The organism is Microbacterium sp. SSM24, assembly GCF_025989145.1.
Lineage (GTDB): Bacteria > Actinomycetota > Actinomycetes > Actinomycetales > Microbacteriaceae > Microbacterium.
Map to the genome: position 1 here is coordinate 1,372,295 of NZ_JAPDNQ010000001.1, position 17,588 is coordinate 1,389,882.

18 protein-coding genes are annotated in these 17,588 nt (G+C 68.1%); 10 read left to right on the top strand and 8 right to left on the bottom strand.

Annotated elements, in window-relative coordinates; all coding sequences use genetic code 11:
- Positions 1-28: 28 nt before the first annotated feature.
- Positions 29-1,180: a DNA polymerase III subunit beta gene (gene dnaN, locus OL358_RS06300; protein WP_264709097.1), complete on the bottom strand. Its 1,152-nt coding sequence runs from the start codon at positions 1,178-1,180 to the stop codon at positions 29-31.
- 429 nt (positions 1,181-1,609) lie between these two features.
- Positions 1,610-3,046, bottom strand: coding sequence for a chromosomal replication initiator protein DnaA (gene dnaA, locus OL358_RS06305; protein ID WP_264709099.1), 1,437 nt, complete (start codon positions 3,044-3,046; stop codon positions 1,610-1,612).
- Positions 3,047-3,357: 311 nt separating this feature from the next.
- Here dnaA and rpmH point away from each other — a divergent pair, with 311 nt between their 5' ends.
- From rpmH to OL358_RS06350, 9 genes are all read left to right on the top strand, one after another.
- Positions 3,358-3,495 (top strand): 50S ribosomal protein L34, encoded by a 138-nt coding sequence (gene rpmH, locus OL358_RS06310; RefSeq protein ID WP_056123502.1) that lies wholly within the window; start codon positions 3,358-3,360, stop codon positions 3,493-3,495.
- A 9-nt stretch (positions 3,496-3,504) separates the two neighbouring features.
- Positions 3,505-3,840 carry a ribonuclease P protein component gene (gene rnpA, locus OL358_RS06315; protein WP_264709100.1) on the top strand — a complete coding sequence of 112 codons (336 nt, stop codon included), beginning with the start codon at positions 3,505-3,507 and terminating at the stop codon, positions 3,838-3,840.
- Entirely contained in the window at positions 3,837-4,193 is a 357-nt protein-coding gene (yidD, locus tag OL358_RS06320; protein WP_264709101.1) for a membrane protein insertion efficiency factor YidD, read from the top strand. The genes rnpA and yidD overlap by 4 nt, the downstream gene beginning before the upstream one ends.
- Positions 4,194-4,201: 8 nt before the next feature.
- Positions 4,202-5,320: a membrane protein insertase YidC gene (gene yidC / locus OL358_RS06325; RefSeq protein WP_264709103.1), complete on the top strand. Its 1,119-nt coding sequence runs from the start codon at positions 4,202-4,204 to the stop codon at positions 5,318-5,320.
- Positions 5,321-5,355: 35 nt separating this feature from the next.
- Positions 5,356-5,874, top strand: a complete 519-nt coding sequence (locus tag OL358_RS06330; RefSeq protein WP_264709104.1) for a protein jag — start codon at positions 5,356-5,358, stop codon at positions 5,872-5,874.
- A 24-nt stretch (positions 5,875-5,898) separates the two neighbouring features.
- Positions 5,899-6,525, top strand: a complete 627-nt coding sequence (gene rsmG, locus OL358_RS06335) for a 16S rRNA (guanine(527)-N(7))-methyltransferase RsmG (protein WP_264709105.1) — start codon at positions 5,899-5,901, stop codon at positions 6,523-6,525.
- Between the two features lie 562 nt (positions 6,526-7,087).
- Entirely contained in the window at positions 7,088-7,423 is a 336-nt protein-coding gene (locus OL358_RS06340) for a GIY-YIG nuclease family protein (RefSeq protein ID WP_264709106.1), read from the top strand.
- Between the two features lie 546 nt (positions 7,424-7,969).
- Positions 7,970-8,920, top strand: coding sequence for a ParA family protein (locus OL358_RS06345; protein ID WP_319805435.1), 951 nt, complete (start codon positions 7,970-7,972; stop codon positions 8,918-8,920).
- A complete protein-coding gene (locus tag OL358_RS06350; RefSeq protein ID WP_264709107.1) occupies positions 8,920-9,891 on the top strand; it encodes a ParB/RepB/Spo0J family partition protein in 972 nt (323 codons plus the stop codon). The genes OL358_RS06345 and OL358_RS06350 overlap by 1 nt, the downstream gene beginning before the upstream one ends.
- Here OL358_RS06350 and OL358_RS06355 read toward each other — a convergent pair.
- Positions 9,883-11,145 carry an RNA polymerase sigma factor gene (locus OL358_RS06355; protein ID WP_264709108.1) on the bottom strand — a complete coding sequence of 421 codons (1,263 nt, stop codon included), beginning with the start codon at positions 11,143-11,145 and terminating at the stop codon, positions 9,883-9,885. The genes OL358_RS06350 and OL358_RS06355 overlap by 9 nt on opposite strands.
- Before the next feature lie 71 nt (positions 11,146-11,216).
- On the opposite strand from OL358_RS06355, the gene OL358_RS06360 reads away from it, so the two are divergent.
- A complete protein-coding gene (locus tag OL358_RS06360; RefSeq protein ID WP_264709109.1) occupies positions 11,217-11,564 on the top strand; it encodes a tryptophan synthase subunit alpha in 348 nt (115 codons plus the stop codon).
- A 13-nt stretch (positions 11,565-11,577) separates the two neighbouring features.
- Here the strand turns inward: OL358_RS06360 and OL358_RS06365 are convergent, their stop codons facing one another.
- The 5 genes from OL358_RS06365 to OL358_RS06385 all read right to left on the bottom strand — a co-directional run bounded on the left by OL358_RS06365 (position 11,578) and on the right by OL358_RS06385 (position 17,501).
- Positions 11,578-11,994, bottom strand: a complete 417-nt coding sequence (locus tag OL358_RS06365; protein WP_264709110.1) for a YciI family protein — start codon at positions 11,992-11,994, stop codon at positions 11,578-11,580.
- Positions 11,995-12,190: 196 nt separating this feature from the next.
- Positions 12,191-12,514: a thioredoxin gene (trxA, locus tag OL358_RS06370; RefSeq protein WP_264709111.1), complete on the bottom strand. Its 324-nt coding sequence runs from the start codon at positions 12,512-12,514 to the stop codon at positions 12,191-12,193.
- Between the two features lie 76 nt (positions 12,515-12,590).
- Entirely contained in the window at positions 12,591-13,577 is a 987-nt protein-coding gene (trxB, locus tag OL358_RS06375; RefSeq protein WP_264709112.1) for a thioredoxin-disulfide reductase, read from the bottom strand.
- 112 nt (positions 13,578-13,689) lie between these two features.
- Positions 13,690-15,306 carry a murein biosynthesis integral membrane protein MurJ gene (murJ, locus tag OL358_RS06380; protein ID WP_264709113.1) on the bottom strand — a complete coding sequence of 539 codons (1,617 nt, stop codon included), beginning with the start codon at positions 15,304-15,306 and terminating at the stop codon, positions 13,690-13,692.
- Positions 15,303-17,501, bottom strand: coding sequence for a DUF6049 family protein (locus OL358_RS06385; RefSeq protein WP_264709114.1), 2,199 nt, complete (start codon positions 17,499-17,501; stop codon positions 15,303-15,305). Before OL358_RS06385 ends, murJ begins: the two co-directional genes overlap by 4 nt.
- Positions 17,502-17,588: the final 87 nt, after the last annotated feature.

Here is a 17,588-nt window from a genome sequence, read left to right on the forward strand (position 1 = left end):
CGGACAAGCCTAATGATCGGCGACGACGTCAGCGGAGCAGGAGGTTCGGCTGCAGCAGGTAGCGGAACGAGTCAGCGCCCGCCTTGTCCACCGAGGTCTGCGGGGTGACGAGCACGGGGCTCAGCTTGTTCGCGTTCTCGCTCGAGGTGAACGTGATGCGCACGAACTCGCTCTTGACCGCGCTGAGCGACTCCAGCAGGTACTGCGGGTTGAGGCCGAGCGTGACATCCTCACCGACGAGGTTCGCGTCGACCGACTCGGTCGCACGCGCCTGCTCGGTGCCGGAGGCGTCCATCGACACGCTGTCGGTCGTGAACGTGAACCGCAGCGGGGCGGAGCGGTCGAGCACGAGCGACACCCGGCGAACCGCTTCGACGAGATCGGCGGTGTTGACGACGGCGTGATGCTCGGTGGCCTCGGGGAACAGGCGACGCACCGGCGGGAAGTTGCCCTTGATGAGCAGCGAGGTGACGGTCTTGTTGCCGGCGGTGAAGGCGATGATCTCGCGGTCGCCCGACCCGGAGAAGGCGATCGAGATGTCGCCGCCGTGGGCGAACGTTTTGCCGACCTCGGTGAGCGTGCGAGCCGGCACGAGCGCGGTCGTCGACTCGTCGGATGCGACGCCGCCGCCGTCCCACGGGATCTCGCGGAGTGCGACGCGATAGCGGTCGGTGGCGACGAGGCTGAGCGCGTTCCCGGTGACCTCCAGCTGCACGCCGGTGAGCACGGGGGTGACGTCGTCACGGGATGCGGCGAACGCGACCTGCGCGATGGCGGTGGCGAATTCCTCGGACGGGACGAGACCGGAGTCGCCCGTGACCTCGGGAATGGCCGGGTACTCCTGCACCGGCATCGACGCGAGGGTGAACCGTGCGGAGCCGCACGTGAGAAGGATGCCGCCGTCCTCGTCGACCTCGACCTCGATCGGGGCGTTCGGCAGACGGCTCGCGATCTCGGACAGCAGTCGGCCGTGCACGAGGATCGTGCCCGGGTCGTCGACCGTCGCCTCGATCGTCGTACGAGCGGATGCCTCGTAGTCGAAGGCGGCGAGCGAGAGACCGGCATCGGATGCCTCGATCAGCACGCCCGCGAGGATCGGCTGCGGGTTGCGCTGCGGCAGGAGCTTGACGACGAACGACACTGCTTCGCTGAACACATCGCGATTGACGTGGAACTTCACGAATGCTCCCTCGAGTGCTGGCTGGGGGTTCTCATGCTAGTGCCAGGCCGTACCGATGCTAGTGCCCGGGGCCCGCAGCATCCGTCCACCGTTCTCTCCACCTTCGAGGTGATCGGATCCTTCTTCATCAAATACTTCTTGTCATGGTGTTAACCGCTGTGGAAACTGTGGACAACTCAGCCGATCCCAATCAAGACATGGGAACTACACGCGTGTGAGATGTGGAGCGGCTGCGGAACGTCGTGCGGAGGGAGATTCCGCGCCTCGCGAATCTTCCCCACTCATCCACAGGCTGTGACGCGGCACCCACAGGCTGTCCGCAGTGCCGGCGAGTTATCCACAGGTTTTCCACACTGTGAAGAACGTAAATGATGGCGTTCTCATCTTCGGCTGTCAAGAACTTTTCGCGGTATATCACCGCGACGAGTTTCAACGCCCGTTTCGGCCGAGCTGCGTGGTGATCTCGGTCACCTGGTTGTAGATCGAACGGCGCTCTTTCATGAGGTCGCTGATCTTCTTGTACGCGTACATCACGGTCGTGTGATCGCGATTTCCGAAGAGCTGGCCGATCTTGGGCAGGGACAGGCTGGTGCGCTCGCGACAGAGATACATCGCGATCTGTCGGGCGGTGGCGACGGACTGCGACCGGCTCGAGCCGTAGAGGTCGTCGACCGTCAGCTTGAAGTAGGCAGCGGTCGCCGTGATGATGTCGGTCGGCGAGATGACGTTGGCGTCGTCCTGATCGATGATGTCCCGCAGCACCGTCTGGGCGAGCGAGATGTCGAGGGTCGAGCGGTTCAGGCTCGCGAACGCCGACACTCGGATGAGCGCGCCTTCGAGTTCGCGGATGTTGCTCGAGACGACGGTCGCGATGTACTCCAGCACCTCGTCGGGGATGTGGAGGCGCTCGGACTGCGCCTTCTTGCGGAGGATCGCGATGCGGGTCTCGAGGTCGGGCGCCTGCACATCGGTGATGAGGCCCCACTCGAACCGGCTGCGCATCCGGTCCTCGAAGCCGGTCAGATGCTTCGGCGGAACATCGCTCGTGATCACGACCTGCTTGTCGTGATCGTGCAGCGTGTTGAAGGTGTGGAAGAACGCCTCCTGCGTCTCGGCACGTCCCTGGAGGAACTGGATGTCGTCGATCAGAAGGATGTCGACATCGCGGTAGCGCGCCTGGAACGCCGAACCGCGGTTGTTGGCGATCGAGTTGATGAAGTCGTTGGTGAACTCCTCGCTCGACACGTAGCGGACGCGGATGCCGGAGTACAGGCTCATCGCGTAGTCGCCGATGGCGTGGAGGAGGTGCGTCTTCCCGAGACCCGAGTCGCCGTAGATGAACAGCGGGTTGTAGGCCTTGGCCGGTGCCTCAGCGACAGCGACCGCCGCCGCGTGGGCGAAACGGTTCGACTGGCCGATGACGAAGTTGTCGAAGGTGTACTTCGGGTTCAGGCGGGTGTCGCTGCGCGAGACGGAGGGTGCGGCATCCGGTGCGTCGTCCAGCGGAGAGCGTGCGATCGGCGCCGGCGCCGGGGCCGTGGGGGCACCGGGCTGCAGCGAGGCGGGTGCCGTCAAGTGGGCGTCGGCGAGTTCGGGGTTGACGACGACCCGGAAGGTGCTCGTCGGCTGAGGAGATTCCTGCTCGACGCGACCGAGCGCCTCCATGATCGGAGTGCGCATGCGCTTGGTGAACTGCGCGGCGGTGAGGTCGTTGGGCACATCGAGGTAGAGCGTGCCGCCCATGACGCCCTGCGGCACAGCCAGGTTCAGGAATCCCTGCAGCTGAGGCGTGATGCGGTCGTCGCGCGTGAGCTCGCCGAGCACGCTCGTCCAGACCGGGACATCTGGAATTTCGTGCGGTGACATCGGTCCCCCGGGTTGTTGATCATTCCGCCAGAATCCGCGGAAAGATCACGCGGAGCCTGTGGATAAGTGCCGGAGACACGCTAGGTCAGCGGGCGCCTCATGAGCAAACTCCACTGTAGATCGAGCGGGTGTGTCGTTGCCAGGGCGGATGCCGCGTCCCCGGCATAATGCCGGTCACAGTGTTCTCGGTTTGAGTTCTCAGGCGGCTCGGCGTACCCTAAATCGGTTGACTTCTGCCCATTCGGCAGTCCCTTTGTACGTAGCGTCCCCGGTATCAGAGTCCCGGTGACACCTGATCCGGAAGTGATCCCATGACCAAGCGCACCTTCCAGCCCAACAACCGCCGTCGCGCGAAGAAGCACGGCTTCCGTGCCCGCATGCGCACCCGCGCCGGCCGCGCCATCCTCTCGGCTCGTCGCGGCAAGGGCCGCACCGAGCTCTCGGCCTGACCCCGAGCGGTGCTGGCGAGGCCGAACCGACTCACCCGCGGCGCGGAGTACAAGGCCGTCGTCCGCCGGGGTCGTCGTTGTGCCGGGACGCACACCGTGACCTATGTGAAACCCGCCGTGGCCGAAGGCCCGGCGCGTTTCGGTTTCATCGTCAGCCGCCAGGTCGGCGGCGCTGTCGTTCGCAACACCGTCCGTCGTCGGCTCAAGGCGCTGTGCGCCGAGGCTCTGCCGACCGTCGCCGAGGGCAATGACATCGTGATCCGCGCCCTGCCGAGCGCAGCATCCGTGCCGTTCGGGGAACTGCGCGACGAAGTCGTGCGGTGCCTGGCCCGGAGAGCCACATGAGCGTCCTGCCCGCCTACGCCATCGGAGACGCGGGGCTCGCGGCATCCGATCTCCTGCGCACCGTTCCGCTGGTTCCCCGCAACGCGGTGCTCGCTCTTCTGCACGGATACCGCGCGACGATCTCCCACACGTACGGCGACGTCTGCAAGTACTACCCGTCGTGCTCGGCCTACGCCGTCGGCGCGGTTCAGCAGCACGGCGCCGTCAAGGGCGCGGCACTCACCGCAGCCCGCCTGGCCCGCTGCCACCCCTGGGCCGTCGGCGGCGTCGACGACGTTCCGCCGCACTCGCACTTCCGGCACGCACTGACCCCTCACGGGTTCGTCGTGCCCGCCCCCACTGGAAAGGACTGATCCTCCGCATGGATCTTCTGCTGGCCTCCACCCCCACCCCCGCGCCAACCACGGGCGGTGGCTTCGATCTCATCGGGATCATCCTGTGGCCGCTCAAGTGGGCCGTCGAGGCCGTGCTCGTCGCGTGGCACTGGCTGTTCACCGCGATCGGCCTTCCGCCCGCAGACGGCATCACGTGGGTGCTCTCGATCGTCGGCCTCGTCGTCGTTGTGCGATCGGCTCTGATTCCGCTCTTCGTGCGGCAGATCAAGAGCCAGCGCAAGATGATGGAAATTGCCCCTGAACTGCGAAAAGTTCAGGAGAAGTACAAGGGCAAGCGCGATCAGCTCTCTCGTGAGGCGATGAGCCGCGAGACCATGGCGCTGTACAAGAAGCACGGCACCACGCCGGTGTCGAGCTGTCTTCCGCTCCTGGTGCAGATGCCGATCTTCTTCGCGCTCTTCAGCGTGCTGAACGACGTCACCAAGCACTACAACGCCGGCATCGGCGGTGTCGGTCTGCTGAACGCGGAGCTCACCGCGGAGTTCTACAACGCGAAGCTCTTCGGAGTGGCATCGCTTCACGAGACGCTGATCGACGCCGTCAACACGGGCAACACCGCGGCCATCGCGATCCTGGCGACCCTGGTCGTGCTGATGATCGCGTCGCAGTTCTTCACCCAGCTGCAGATCATCTCGAAGAACCTCTCTCCCGAGGCCAAGACCGGTCAGGCGTACCAGATGCAGAAGATCATGCTCTGGGTGCTCCCCTTCGCCTTCGTCTTCTCGGGCGTCTTCTTCCCGCTCGGCGTCGTTATCTACTGGTTCGTCTCGAACCTGTGGACGATGGGTCAGCAGTTCCTCGTCATCCGAGAGATGCCCACACCGGGCTCGGAGGCGGCAAAGGAGCGCGAGGAGCGCCTCGCTCGCAAGGGCAAGGCGATCGACGCGAACGGCAAGGTCGTTCCGATGGAGAAGTACGTCGCCGAGCAGCAGCGCCTGTACGAAGAGGCTGAGCAGGCCCGGGCGGCCGCGCCGAAGCGCCAGCAGCCGGTGAGTAAGCAGCGCGCCAAGAAGCAGGGTCAGAAGCCCAACCCCAAGCCGGGCGGTGCCGATCAGTCCGGTGCCGGTGGCGGCACGGCATCCTGATCCCTTCACGCAGCGTCGATCGACCCGAGGACACCATGACCAGCACCCCTGAGTACGCCCCTACCGACGTGCGAACCGAGCGCGAGCCGGCGACCGTCGAGCAGCTCGAGCAGGAAGGCGACATCGCCGCCGACTTCCTCGAGGGTCTGCTCGACATCGCCGATATCGACGGTGATCTCGACCTCGACGTGAAGGGCGGGCGCGCCTATGTCTCCGTCGAGGCACCCGAGGGTGGTTCCGTGTCGCTGATCGCGGATCCCGACACGGTGCAGGCCCTTCAGGAGCTGACGCGCATCGCGGTGCAGAACGGCACGGGACGGTTCTCTCGACTCATCCTCGATGTCGGCGGATCGCGCGACACCCGCCAGCAGCAGCTCGCAACGCTCGTGGATCGTGCGATCGACCGGCTCGAGGGCGGTGCATCGCAGGCTTCGCTGCCCGCGATGTCGAGCTATGAGCGCAAGCTCGTGCACGACATCGTGTCGGACCGTGGCTTCGTGTCGGAGTCGTACGGCGAGGGTGCCGATCGGCACACGGTGATCCGTCGCGCGTGACGTGACGTTTCACGTGAAACATCGATGATCGAGATCGAGTCTGAACCGGCTGTCGCAGCCGACGTGTTCGGTGACCGTATCGAGGGCGCCCGCCAGTTCGCGGCCGCGCTGGGCGAGCACGGCGAAGAGCGCGGGCTCATCGGGCCGCTGGAGCCGCCGCGTCTGTGGTCGCGCCACATTCTGAACAGTGCGATCATCGCTCCCCTGTTCTCCCCCGGTCGCGTCGGTGACGTCGGGTCGGGTGCCGGCCTGCCCGGTCTGGTGCTCGCGATCGCTCGGCCCGATGTGCAGTGGGTGCTCATCGAACCGATGGAGCGCCGCGTTGTGTGGCTCAATGAGCAGGTCGAAGCACTCGCGCTGGACAATGTGGAGGTCGTTCGCGCTCGCGCCGAGGAATGGAAGGGCGGGCCGACTCTCGATGCCGTGACCGCCCGAGCGGTGAGCGCCTTGCGCACACTGGTGCCGTTGACCGCTCCCCTCGTGCGTAACGGCGGTGAGCTGATCCTGCTGAAGGGCGCGAGTGCCGCCAACGAGATCGACGCGGCAGACAAGCAGCTCCGCAAGTTCCGTGTGACGAATGCTCGGGTCGAGGTCGTCGGCGAGGGAGTTCTCGCCGAACCTTCCCGTGTGATTCGCGCGACCGTCCGCTAGCCCGGGGTTTTTACCGCGCTTCTCGCCGACCCGTGTGCCCGGCGGCGTCCCTCCCGATCGAGTGGCCCAGTTCATGCCCACCGATCGAGGATCCCCCGCCCGCCCGGTTCCACCGATCGACGAGCACGGCCGCTTCCGCCGATCGAGGAGCCCGGAGGGCGTATCGAGATCCCCCGGGGGTGGTTCCGTGCGGATGTTTCACGTGAAACACATCGCCAACTTCGCGCCCCCGCCTGGTTCCGCCGATCGACGAACCCGGCCGCTTCCGCCGATCGAGGTGCACGCCCGCTTCCGCCGATCGAGTAGCCCGGAGGGCGTATCGAGATCCCCCGGGTTGGTTGAGTGCGGATGTTTCACGTGAAACACATCGCCAACTTCGCGCCCCCGCCTGGTTCCGCCGATCGACGAACCCGGCCGCTTCCGCCGATCGAGTAGCCCGGAGGGCGTATCGAGATCCCTTGGTGATGTCCTCGGATCCTCCACCGCGCGCGCAAGCGCCGTCTCATCCCCAGAGCGTCCGCGTTTGGCAGTACGCGCTGCGTCGATGCGTCACTCTTGCCGGATGCCGTACATGTACATCCTCGAGTGCTCGGATCGGTCCCTCTACGTCGGAAGCACCCGAAGCCTGGAACATCGACTCGCCCAGCACGGTGACGGTGAAGGATCCGCGTACATCCGCACCCGGCTGCCCGTGCGGCTGTTGTACTTCGAGACCTTCGACCCCGTGGATGACGCATACCGCAGAGAGAAGCAGGTACAAGGCTGGAGTCGTGCGAAACGATTGGCGTTGGTGAAGGGCCAGCTTGAGAAGCTCCCTGCGTTGAGCCGGAAGAAGTTCCGGCGCGACGTGGAGTCCGCGAGGACCGAGGCCAGGAGCGAGACGCCCTCCGTGGGCTAGTAGCCGACGCGTTGGTGGGCGAAGAGTCTTGATAAGGCCGCTTCGCGGCGTCCCCGACCGGCGGGATGCCGCACGGGTGCTGCGGTTCGGGGCGGGATGTTTCACGTGAAACGTGCCGCGGACGCAGTGGCGGTGGAGCAGGCGCGTTGGGGTCTCGATACGGCCGCTTCGCGGCGTCCCCGACCGGCGGATGGTGGCGGATGCAGCGCGGGTGGAGCGGGTTCGGCGGGGTTGGGGTCTCGATACGGCCGCTTCGCGGCCTCCCCGACCGGCGGGAGGGCGCAGATCGCGTGCCTGCGTAGCGGGTGGAGCGGGTTCGGCGGCGTTGGGGTCTCGATACGGCTGCTTCGCGGCCTTCGCGGCCTTCGCGGCCTCCGCGGCCTCCGCGGCCTCCGCGGCCGGCGGGAGGGCGCAGATCGAGTGCCCGCGCAGCGGGTTATCAAGATCCGGGGGTCACCTCATCGTCGGATGCGGAAGGGCGTGGGGGCGGGGCGGGATAGAGTAGGGGACGTTGTTGATCGGCTCGCGAAAGGGAGAGTGTTTCACGTGAAACAGCCCGACGAGAGCGGAGCCGCGGCGTCCTTCTCGTTCGACGACACCCCACTCGCGCGTGAACTGGCCGACCTTTCCGCTCGCCGCCGCGCCCTCGAGAGCGCGGATGTCCAGCTTTCCGGGCGTACGCGGGTCCTGACGGTGTCGAACCAGAAGGGCGGCGTTGGCAAGACCACCACCACGGTGAACGTCGCCGCCGCGCTCGCTGCGGTCGGCGCCCGTGTTCTGGTCATCGACCTCGACCCCCAGGGCAACGCCTCGACGGCGCTCGGCGTGCCCCACACCGCCGACATTCCCAGCATCTACGACGTGCTGATCGACGAGTTTCCCATCGCCGACATCGTCCAGACCAGCCCAGAGTCCCCCAACCTCTTCTGCGCGCCGAGCACCATCCATCTCGCCGGCGCCGAGATCGAGCTGGTTTCACAGGTGGCTCGCGAACATCGCCTGCGCACGGCGCTCGATGAGTACCTTGCGAGCGCCGAGCACAAGCTGGACTTCGTCCTGATCGACTGCCCGCCGTCGCTGGGCCTGCTCACGATCAACGCGTTCACTGCGGCGAGCGAGCTGCTCATCCCCATCCAGTGCGAGTACTACGCGCTCGAGGGGCTGAGCCAGCTCCTCGGCACCGTGCGCATGATCCAGAAGCACCTCAACCCGAATCTCACACTCTCGACGATCCTGCTCACCATGTACGACGGGCGCACCCGACTGGCGCAGCAGGTCGCCGACGAGGTCCGCGAGCACTTCCCCCGCGAGGTCCTCGACACGGTCATCCCGCGTTCGGTGCGCGTGTCCGAGGCACCGAGCTTCGGTCAGACCGTGATCGCCTATGACGGGCACTCCGCCGGCGCCGTCGCGTACCGCGAAGCCGCGGTAGAACTCATCCGTCGCGAAACCTCCGTCGCCGCACACGTCGACTCGAACATCGAAGGGAGCGCCTGATGGCCAAGCGCACAGGCCTCGGCCGCGGAATCGGGGCGCTGATCCCCACGACGGAAGCTGCGGAGGACCGCCCGTCCGATGTCTTCTTCCCCCGGTCCGTCGCGACCGCCGATGCGGCGGCCGACGACAGCGCTGCGCAGGCGGTCGAGGCGCTGGTGCAGGTTCCCGGCGCGCGCCTCGCGCACGTCGACCCCCACTCGATCGTCCCGAACCCCCGGCAGCCGCGAACGCACTTCAATCCCGAGGATCTCGCCGAGCTGGTTCACAGCGTCCGTGAGTTCGGCGTGCTGCAGCCCGTCGTCGTGCGCGCCAACGAGGACGGGCAGTACGAGCTCATCATGGGGGAGCGACGCACGCGCGCCGCGCGCGAAGCCGGTCTCACCTCGATCCCCGCCGTCATCCGCGAGACCGCCGACGAGCACCTCCTGCGCGACGCTCTTCTCGAGAACCTTCACCGTTCCGAGCTCAACCCGCTCGAAGAGGCATCCGCGTACCAGCAGCTGCTCGAAGACTTCGGCATCACGCAGGAGGAACTCGCGAGTCGCATCGGACGGTCACGCCCGCAGATCAGCAACACCATCCGCCTGCTCAAGCTGCCCCTTCCCGTGCAGCAGCGCGTCGCCGCCGGGGTCCTCACGGCCGGCCACGCGCGCGCGATCCTGTCGCTCGACACCCCCGAGGCGATGCAGCGTCTCGCCGACAAGATCGTCAACGAGGATCTCTCCGTCCGCGCGGCCGAAGCCGCCGCGAAGGGGCCGGATGCGGCATCCGCCCGATCCCCGAAACCCCAGGCGGGCGCACGACGCGCTCACCTCGACGAGGTCGCCGAGCGCCTCGGCGATCGCCTCAACACGCGGGTGCGCATCTCTCTCACCGCGAGAAAAGGCCAGGTCAGCATTGATTTCGCGAGCATTCAGGATTTGAACCGCATCCTCGAGGAGATCGGCGAGAGCGGCTACGGCTCAGCCTGACCCGAGAGCAGCGGCCCTCCGCCGGAGAAGCGCGCCTTCCGGATCGTTCCCCGGGAGTTCCGCAGCGGCGATGAAGGCCGCCGCGGCGGCATCCCTGTCTCCCAGCCGTTCGAGCAGCTCCGCACGCACCGCGTGGAACGGCCGGAAGTCGGCCAGCTCGGGCCGCAGCGCGTCCACGTCGGCGAGAGCCGTCGCGGGACCGTCCGCCATCGACACGGCAACCGCACGATTGAGTCGCACCACGGACGACGGCGCGAGCTCGTCGAGCGCGTCGTAGAGACGCACGATGCGATTCCAGTCGGTCTCGTCGAAAGCGGGAGCGACCGCATGGCACTCGGCGATCGCCGCCTGCAGACCGTAGTACCCGAGGCCGCGGGGCGCGGCATCCACCCGCTCCATGTGCTCCCGACCGCGAGCGATGGCGGAGCGGTCCCAGCGACGACGATCCTGCTCCGCGAGGGTCCGCGGCAACCCGTCGGCGTCGGCGCGGGTCGCAAAGCGGGAGGACTGGAACTCCATGAGCGCGATGAGCGCGTCGATCTCGGTCTCACGGGGCATCAGGGCCCGCAGCTGACGCGCGAGACGCACCGCTTCGCGTGCGACATCAGGTCGAATCTGCTGCTCCCCCGCCGCCGCGGCGTAGCCCTCCGTGAACAGCAGGTAGATCACCTGCAGCACGCTGGCGAGCCGTGTGGGGCGCTCTGCGCGGCCCGGGACTTCGAAAGGCACGGATGCCTCGGCGAGCAGCTTCTTCGCGCGCACGATCCGCTGCTGGACGGTCGGCACGGACATGAGCAGCGCCCGGCCGATCTGCTCCGTCGTGAGGCCCGCTACGGTCCGCAGGGTCAGGGCGAGCCGCGCCTGCGGCGTGAGGACCGGATGGCACGCGACGAAGACGAGGCGCAGCACGTCGTCGTCGATGCGGTCAGGATCACCGAGCTCCGGAACGTCATCGCTGCGTTCCGCCTCGAGCACGTCCGTTCCAAGCAGCGGCTCCCGCGCGGCGAGGCGTTCGCGTCGCCGCCACCCGTCGATCGCGCGTCGCTTGGCGACGGTGAGCAGCCAGGCACCCGGATTGTCCGGGATGCCGCTCCCCGGCCACTTCGCCAGTGCCTCGAGCAGGGCGTCCTGGGCGAGATCCTCCGCCCACCCGAAGTCGCCCGTGTGCCGCGTGAGTGCCGCGACGATCCGCGCGGACTCCTCGCGCCACACGGCTTCCACCGCGCGGCGGGCGTGGACGTCGACGTCGTTCATGAGGCCAGCGTAGGCGCCGGAACACGGCCGAGTCGGGGCCGGAGGTCGGCGGGTCGTCGTACCCTGGATGAGTGCCGCACGACGACCAGACCCCGCGACGCCGGGCCAGTCTCGAGCTTCTGCGCGCCGAGGCTTCCGACGAGCTGGCGGTGGTCATCGCCGAGCGGCTGCGCGGTGGCGAAGACCCGTGGGAGTTCATGGAAGACCTGCCGACGGTCGACGAGCTGGTCGTGTTCACCCTCCGAGCCGAGAACATCGCCGAGAACGGCGGAGCGCGACCGAATGCGGCACGGCACTACCGCGTCCTTCGCCAGATCGCGCTCGACTACCCGCAGCTCACGCGCGCGGTGTGGCGCCTGCTCGGAGACGCGAACACGCACCGCCGCTGGGATGCGACGGTGCGTGCAGACGCTTCGTGAGGTCATGCGCGACCTATGAACTGGTCGCGCGCCACTCCTGCTCCTTCGAGATCCACTCGTTGTCGGGCATGTCGAAGTCGGACAGCTCGTTGACGCGGCGCACCTCGAGGGCGGTTCCCGGTCCGAGCGGGCACTTGCGGGCCCAGTGCTCGGCCTCTTCACGGCTCGCGACCTCGAGGATCCAGAATCCGGTGAACACCTCGCGCGCCTCGGCGTAGGGGCCGTCGGTGACGACGGGGGGCACCGACGCGAAGTCGACGCGGAAGCCCTCGCTCGCATCCGACAGTCCTTCCGCCGAGAGGAACACGCCCGCCTTCTGGAGCTCTTCGTTGTAAGCGCCCATGGCCGCGATGACGGCCATCATGTCGAGCTCCTCCGCCGCGCGTGCCGCAGCCTCGGGCTCCACCTGCATGATGAGCATGTAACGCATGTCGTTCTCCTCTCGTTCCGAGCCGGTGGCCCGTGGGGCCGATCGGCCGCCTTCACTTCGTGCGTCGAACGAGAACGCCCGAGATCGACATCCTCCCCGAAATTCTTCGGCTCGTCGATCGCATGTCTCCGGGGGCATGCAATAGAAAAACCCCCTGACCTGGTGGAAACCGGGTCAGGGGGTTGTGAAAGTGTACTCAGCCGATGTACGCCGCGAGGTCCTTCTCGAGAGCGAACTTCGGCTTCGCGCCGATGATGGTCGTCTCGACCTCGCCCTTGTTGAAGACCTTCATCGCCGGGATCGACGTGATCTGGTACTTCATGGCGAGATCGGGGTTCTCGTCGACGTTGAGCTTGAGGATCGTGATCTTCCCGGGGTGCTCGGACTGGATCTCGTCGAGCACGGGGGCGACCATGCGGCACGGTCCGCACCATGCTGCCCAGAAGTCCACGAGAACGGGGCCCTCGGCCTGGAGCACGTCCTGCTCCCACGTGGCGGACGTCGTCGCCTTGGCGGTCATCATTTCTCCTTAGCTGGATGCTGTCGTCGTATCGAACGCGGACCGCGGCGGAATCATTCCGCCGCACAGCCCATGCTCAGGCGGCGTCGGCCTCGGGGAGGCCCTCGATCTGATCGCCTGCGGCGTCGGGCGCTCCGGCCTCGCCGAGTGCGGCGAGGTAGTGCTCGACGTCGAGTGCGGCGACTGTGCCACTGCCCGCGGCCGTCACGGCCTGACGGTAGGTGGGGTCGATGACGTCGCCGGCGGCGAAGACACCCGGGATGGAGGTGCGCGACGAGCGGCCGTCGACCCAGATGGTGCCTTCGGGGGTGAGGTCGAGCTTGCCGTGCACGAGGTGCGTGCGGGGGTCGTTGCCGATCGCGACGAACAGGCCGTCGATCGCGAGATCGCTGCGGGTGCCGTCGACCGTGTTCTCGAGCACGAGTCCGGTCACGGCGTCGTCGCCGAGCACGTCGACGACCTCGCTGTTCCACACGAACTCGATCTTCTCGTTCGCGAACGCCCGCTCCTGCATGATCTTCGACGCGCGCAGCTCGTCGCGGCGGTGGATGACGTACACCTTCGACGCGAACTTGGTGAGAAAGGTGGCCTCCTCCATCGCGGAGTCGCCGCCGCCGACGACCGCGATCACGCGCTCGCGGAAGAAGAACCCGTCGCACGTGGCGCAGTACGAGACGCCGCGACCCGACAGCCGCTCCTCGCCCTCGATGCCGATCTTGCGGTGTGCGGAGCCCGTCGCGTAGACGATCGAGCGGGCCTCGTACTCCTTGCCGCTGCCGAGGGTGAGCTTCTTGACGTCGCCCTCGAGCTCGAGGGAGACGACGTCGTCATAGAGCACCTCGGTGCCGAAGCGCTCCGCCTGCTCCTGCATCTTCGTCATCAGGTCAGGACCCTGGATGCCCTCGGGGAAGCCGGGGAAGTTCTCGACGTCGGTGGTGGTCATCAGGTCGCCGCCGGCCTCGACCGAACTCGCGACCACGAGGGGCTCCAGATTGGCACGTGCGGCGTAGATCGCCGCCGTGTACCCCGCCGGGCCCGAACCGATGATGATGACGTGACGCACCTGCGCCCCCTTCTGTTTCGGGGTCGGAAGACCCCGGATATCTCAACACATGGTAGCCGCGCCGCATTCCGTCGGGCGGGTCGGTGTCGGCCTGCCGCGAGGTCTTCGCCGCTCAGCCGCGTCCGGGGAGGAATCGTCGCACGAGCCGCATCGCGGTATCGAGCTCCGGTGCCCGCAGCAGCGCGAGGAAACCCGCGTAGACGACCAGCACGACGACGCCGATGACCGCGGCCCCGAGAGCGCCGAGGAACTTGTCGGAGACGGTCCAGCCGTCGACCCCGCCGAGGAGCTGGAACGTGAGCCAGCCGACACCCGCCGCGGGGATCGCGGCGAGTGCGAACCGCCCGAGCGACAGCATCCACGACCCGTATGCCAGTCCACCGAGGCGTCGCTGCAGCAGCCAGGCCGCCACGATCAGCTGGATGATGCCGGCGAGGGACTGGCCGAGCGCCGTGGCGGCGGCGAGCTGCGAGAGCGGCAGCAGATCCGCGGCCACGGCCCAGGATGCGACGAGTGCGGTGATGACGACGAGCACGCACTGCACCAGGGTGAACGCGAACGGGCGCACGACGTCGTTGTACGCGTAGAAGGTTCGCTGGATGACGAAGAGCAGGGCGAGGGGGATCAACCCGACCAGGAAGCACAGCAGCACGCCTGCCGCGGCGATGGCGTCCTCGGCCGAGTTGGTGAAGATGCGCGATGCGGGCACTGCTGCCACAGCCAGTGCGGCCGCCGCCACGATGATGAACAGGCCGAGGGTGCGGATGCTGCGCCCGATGTCCGCCCGGACGTCGTCGTCGCGGCCCGCGTGGGCGTGGGCGCTGAGCTCGGTGTAATAGGGGGTGCCTATCGAGAGCACGATGATCGAATACGGAAGCATGAAGATCAGCCACGCGTTGGCGATCACCGCGATCGAGGCACCGTCGCCCGAGGCGGCCGAGACGATCTGCGTCTGCACGAGGCCCGCGAGCTGGCCGGCGAGCACCATCAGGAACGTCCACCCCGCCAGGCGGCCGATGTGTCGCAGGCCGATGCCTCGCCAGTGGAAGTCGGGGCGGAGCCGGATGCCGGTGCGCCGCCAGAACGCGAGGAGCACGCCCGACTGCACGATGATGCCCAGCGTGGCGGTGCCGCCGAGCACGGCGATCATCTGCGGCGTCCACTCCTCGACGCCCGTGATGTCTCCGCCGAACAGCGCGATGAAGATCAGGAACCCGGCGATCGAGATCACGTTGTTCACGATCGGAGCCCACGTGTACGGCCCGAAGATGCGACGGGCGTTCTGCGTCTCGCCGACCAGTGCGTACAGGCCGTAGAAGAAGAGCTGCGGAAGGCACCAGTACGCGAAGGCGGTTGCCAGAGCGAGCTGATCGGCCGTGAAGTTCTTCGCGTAGAGCTGCACCAGCCAGGGCGCGGCGACCACCGCGATCGCGGTGGTGACGACCATGACCACGGTGCCCAGGGTGAACAGCTTCGAGATGAAGCGCCGGCCGCCGTCGGGATCGGTGCTCGCCTTGACGATCTGCGGGACGATCACGGCGGTGAGGATGCCGGTCGAGATGATCGCGTAGATGTTGTTCGGCAGCTGGTTGGCGACGGTGAACGCGTCGGCGGCACGGCTGTTCACCGAGCCGATCGCGGTGACCAGCACGACGGTGCGGACGAACCCGGTCAGGCGCGAGACGATCGTCCCCGCGCCGATCAGGACGCTCGCGCGCCCGAGGCTCATGCGTCGCCCTCGGACTCGGTGCCGGTGGCCTCGTCCGCGGGCGCCCCGTCATCCGGGCCGCCGCCGGGGGCGGCATCCTTCCCCCGTCTGCGCGCACGGAACCGCCGCACGGTGCGCACGACGCCGAACAGCAGCAACCCGCCCACCACGACGCCGAGCGCGGCGATGCCGAACGTCTCCCATTCGGCGCGCACGCTCACCTCGACGGACTCGGGTTCGCCGATCGCGACGCTCGCGCGACTGCGCAGCTGGAGGTCGAGGGTCACGTCGCCGTTTCCGACACGCGCCTGGACGGGGACCTCGACGCGCGTATTGCTGCTCGGCTGCGCGATCACGGGGTTGGCGCGCTGCACATCGAGTCGCAGGTCGTCGGGGGTGACGTAGAGCACGAGATTGGCCGGGTAGGGCAGGTCGTTGCGCACCCAGAACCGCAGGCCGACGTTCGAGCCGAAGAGGTTGATCGGAGCGGTGGGAACGAGCCCGACGGAGTCGAGCGTCGTCGCGGTCGCTTCCCGATGCGTGGCCACCGCCTCCGCCCATGCGAGGTCCTCCGGCAGCCAGCCGTTGCCGAGCAGCTGCAGGACCTCGGCACGTTCGGGGCCGGTGAGCAGGCTCGTGTCATCGAGGATCGTCGAGAACCGCGCGAGCTCCCCCTCGGCGGTGAGCAGAGCGGATGCCGCGGCCGCCCGCGCGGGCTGCTCCGGTACGTCCTCGATCTCGATCTCGACGGTTGCGGAGTTGGCGAGCCCGCCGATCGTGAACGGGGTGACCCCGGGGGCGTCGAGCGCGGCGCCGATGGTGGCGGCGAGTCCGACGCGCGAACGGTCGGGGTTTCGTCCGAGCGAGACGAGCAGCGGAGCCCCGTCGGTCTGCGCCGTGGCGAAGGCGAGATACGCGGTCGCCTGCGTGAGCGCCGCACCGCGCAGCGAGTTGTCGTCGAGGGCCGAGGCCTTCTCGAGCGCGGAGGAGATCGCCGAGTCGTACACCAGGGCGGATGCTTCGCCCGCGAGGCCGTGCGCGCGGACCGTCTCCCCGCCCGCCCCTTGCGACGTCGTGGCGGACGGGACGATGGTCTGAGCGGTCTGGTCGTCGACCGCAAGGCCACCCAACTGCTCCACGACGGCGGGTCCCGCGCTGCCCGCGGTCGGCCAGAACACGCCCTCCCGGGTGTTCGGTCCGATCGCCAGCAGCTCCGGCAGGGTCGGCATCACGGGGACGTCCGGGTCCGCTCCCGGTGTGGGCGTCGGCCCGGTGCCGGGTTCGGTCTCGGGCTCGGGAATGAAGTTCGCCGGGTCCATGTACGCCGTGAGCGAGGTCGGCCGCAGCGGTGCCGCGAGGCCCGTCTCGAGCTGCGCGGCGATGTCGGCATCCCCGAACTGCAGCGCGAAGCGCGAGTTCACCAGGGTCTCCAGGCGCGTGAGCCACGCCGTCGCGGTGGCCGGAGCCGACGAGCCGAGCACGCGGATGGCCGCGGGCAGTGCGGGATCCACCGCGAGGATCGCCGGGGTTCCTTCGACGCCGTCGAGCTGCGCCGTCAACGCGCCGTCCGGGGCGGTGAGCGCCGTGAGTTCGTCCGCGGTGAGAAGGCCCTCGGACAGCGGCCCCGCGGTGATGGGCACGATCACCCCGAGTCCGATCTCGCCGGGGTCGGGCTCGGGGACGATGACCGCGCTCGTCGACGAGACTGCTCCCGCCGGCGACTCGTACGTCGCCAGCAGCGGGTAGACCCCGGGGCCGAGCCCCGCCAGCGTCGGATCGTCCGCCTCGACGCGCGCGGCGGTCACGGCCTGCGATCGTGCCGGGACGGACTCCAGGGTTACGGTCGCGACCTCCTCGGTGCGCGCGCCGCTCGTCGTGCCCTCGAGCCACGCGGTGAGCGCGGCCCGATTCGCCAGCGCGGTGCGACCGAGGGACACCGTCGCGACCGCGGGGACGGTCGCGGCATCCGTCTCGTTCTGCAGGATCAGCGAGACCGCGAGCGCCTCACCCGGGGTCACGATCCCGTTCGAGATCGGAGCCAGGGTGAACGCGGTCGTTCCCGCCGGGATCGGCGGCGTGGGCGTCGGGGTCGGCGTCGCCGTGCCGGCGAACGCCGGAACCACCGGGGCCGCGAGCGCCGTCAGGATCGCCAGCACGACCGCGGCGACGCGTGAGGCGCGGCGCCGGGCGGGCTTTCCCGAGGGGATCAGGGTCATACTGTGTGGTTCGCTCCTGTGCGATGTCCGGACCGCACGATCGTCTGCGATTCTACGGTTCGACCCTCCGAGGTTCCGGCACCCCGG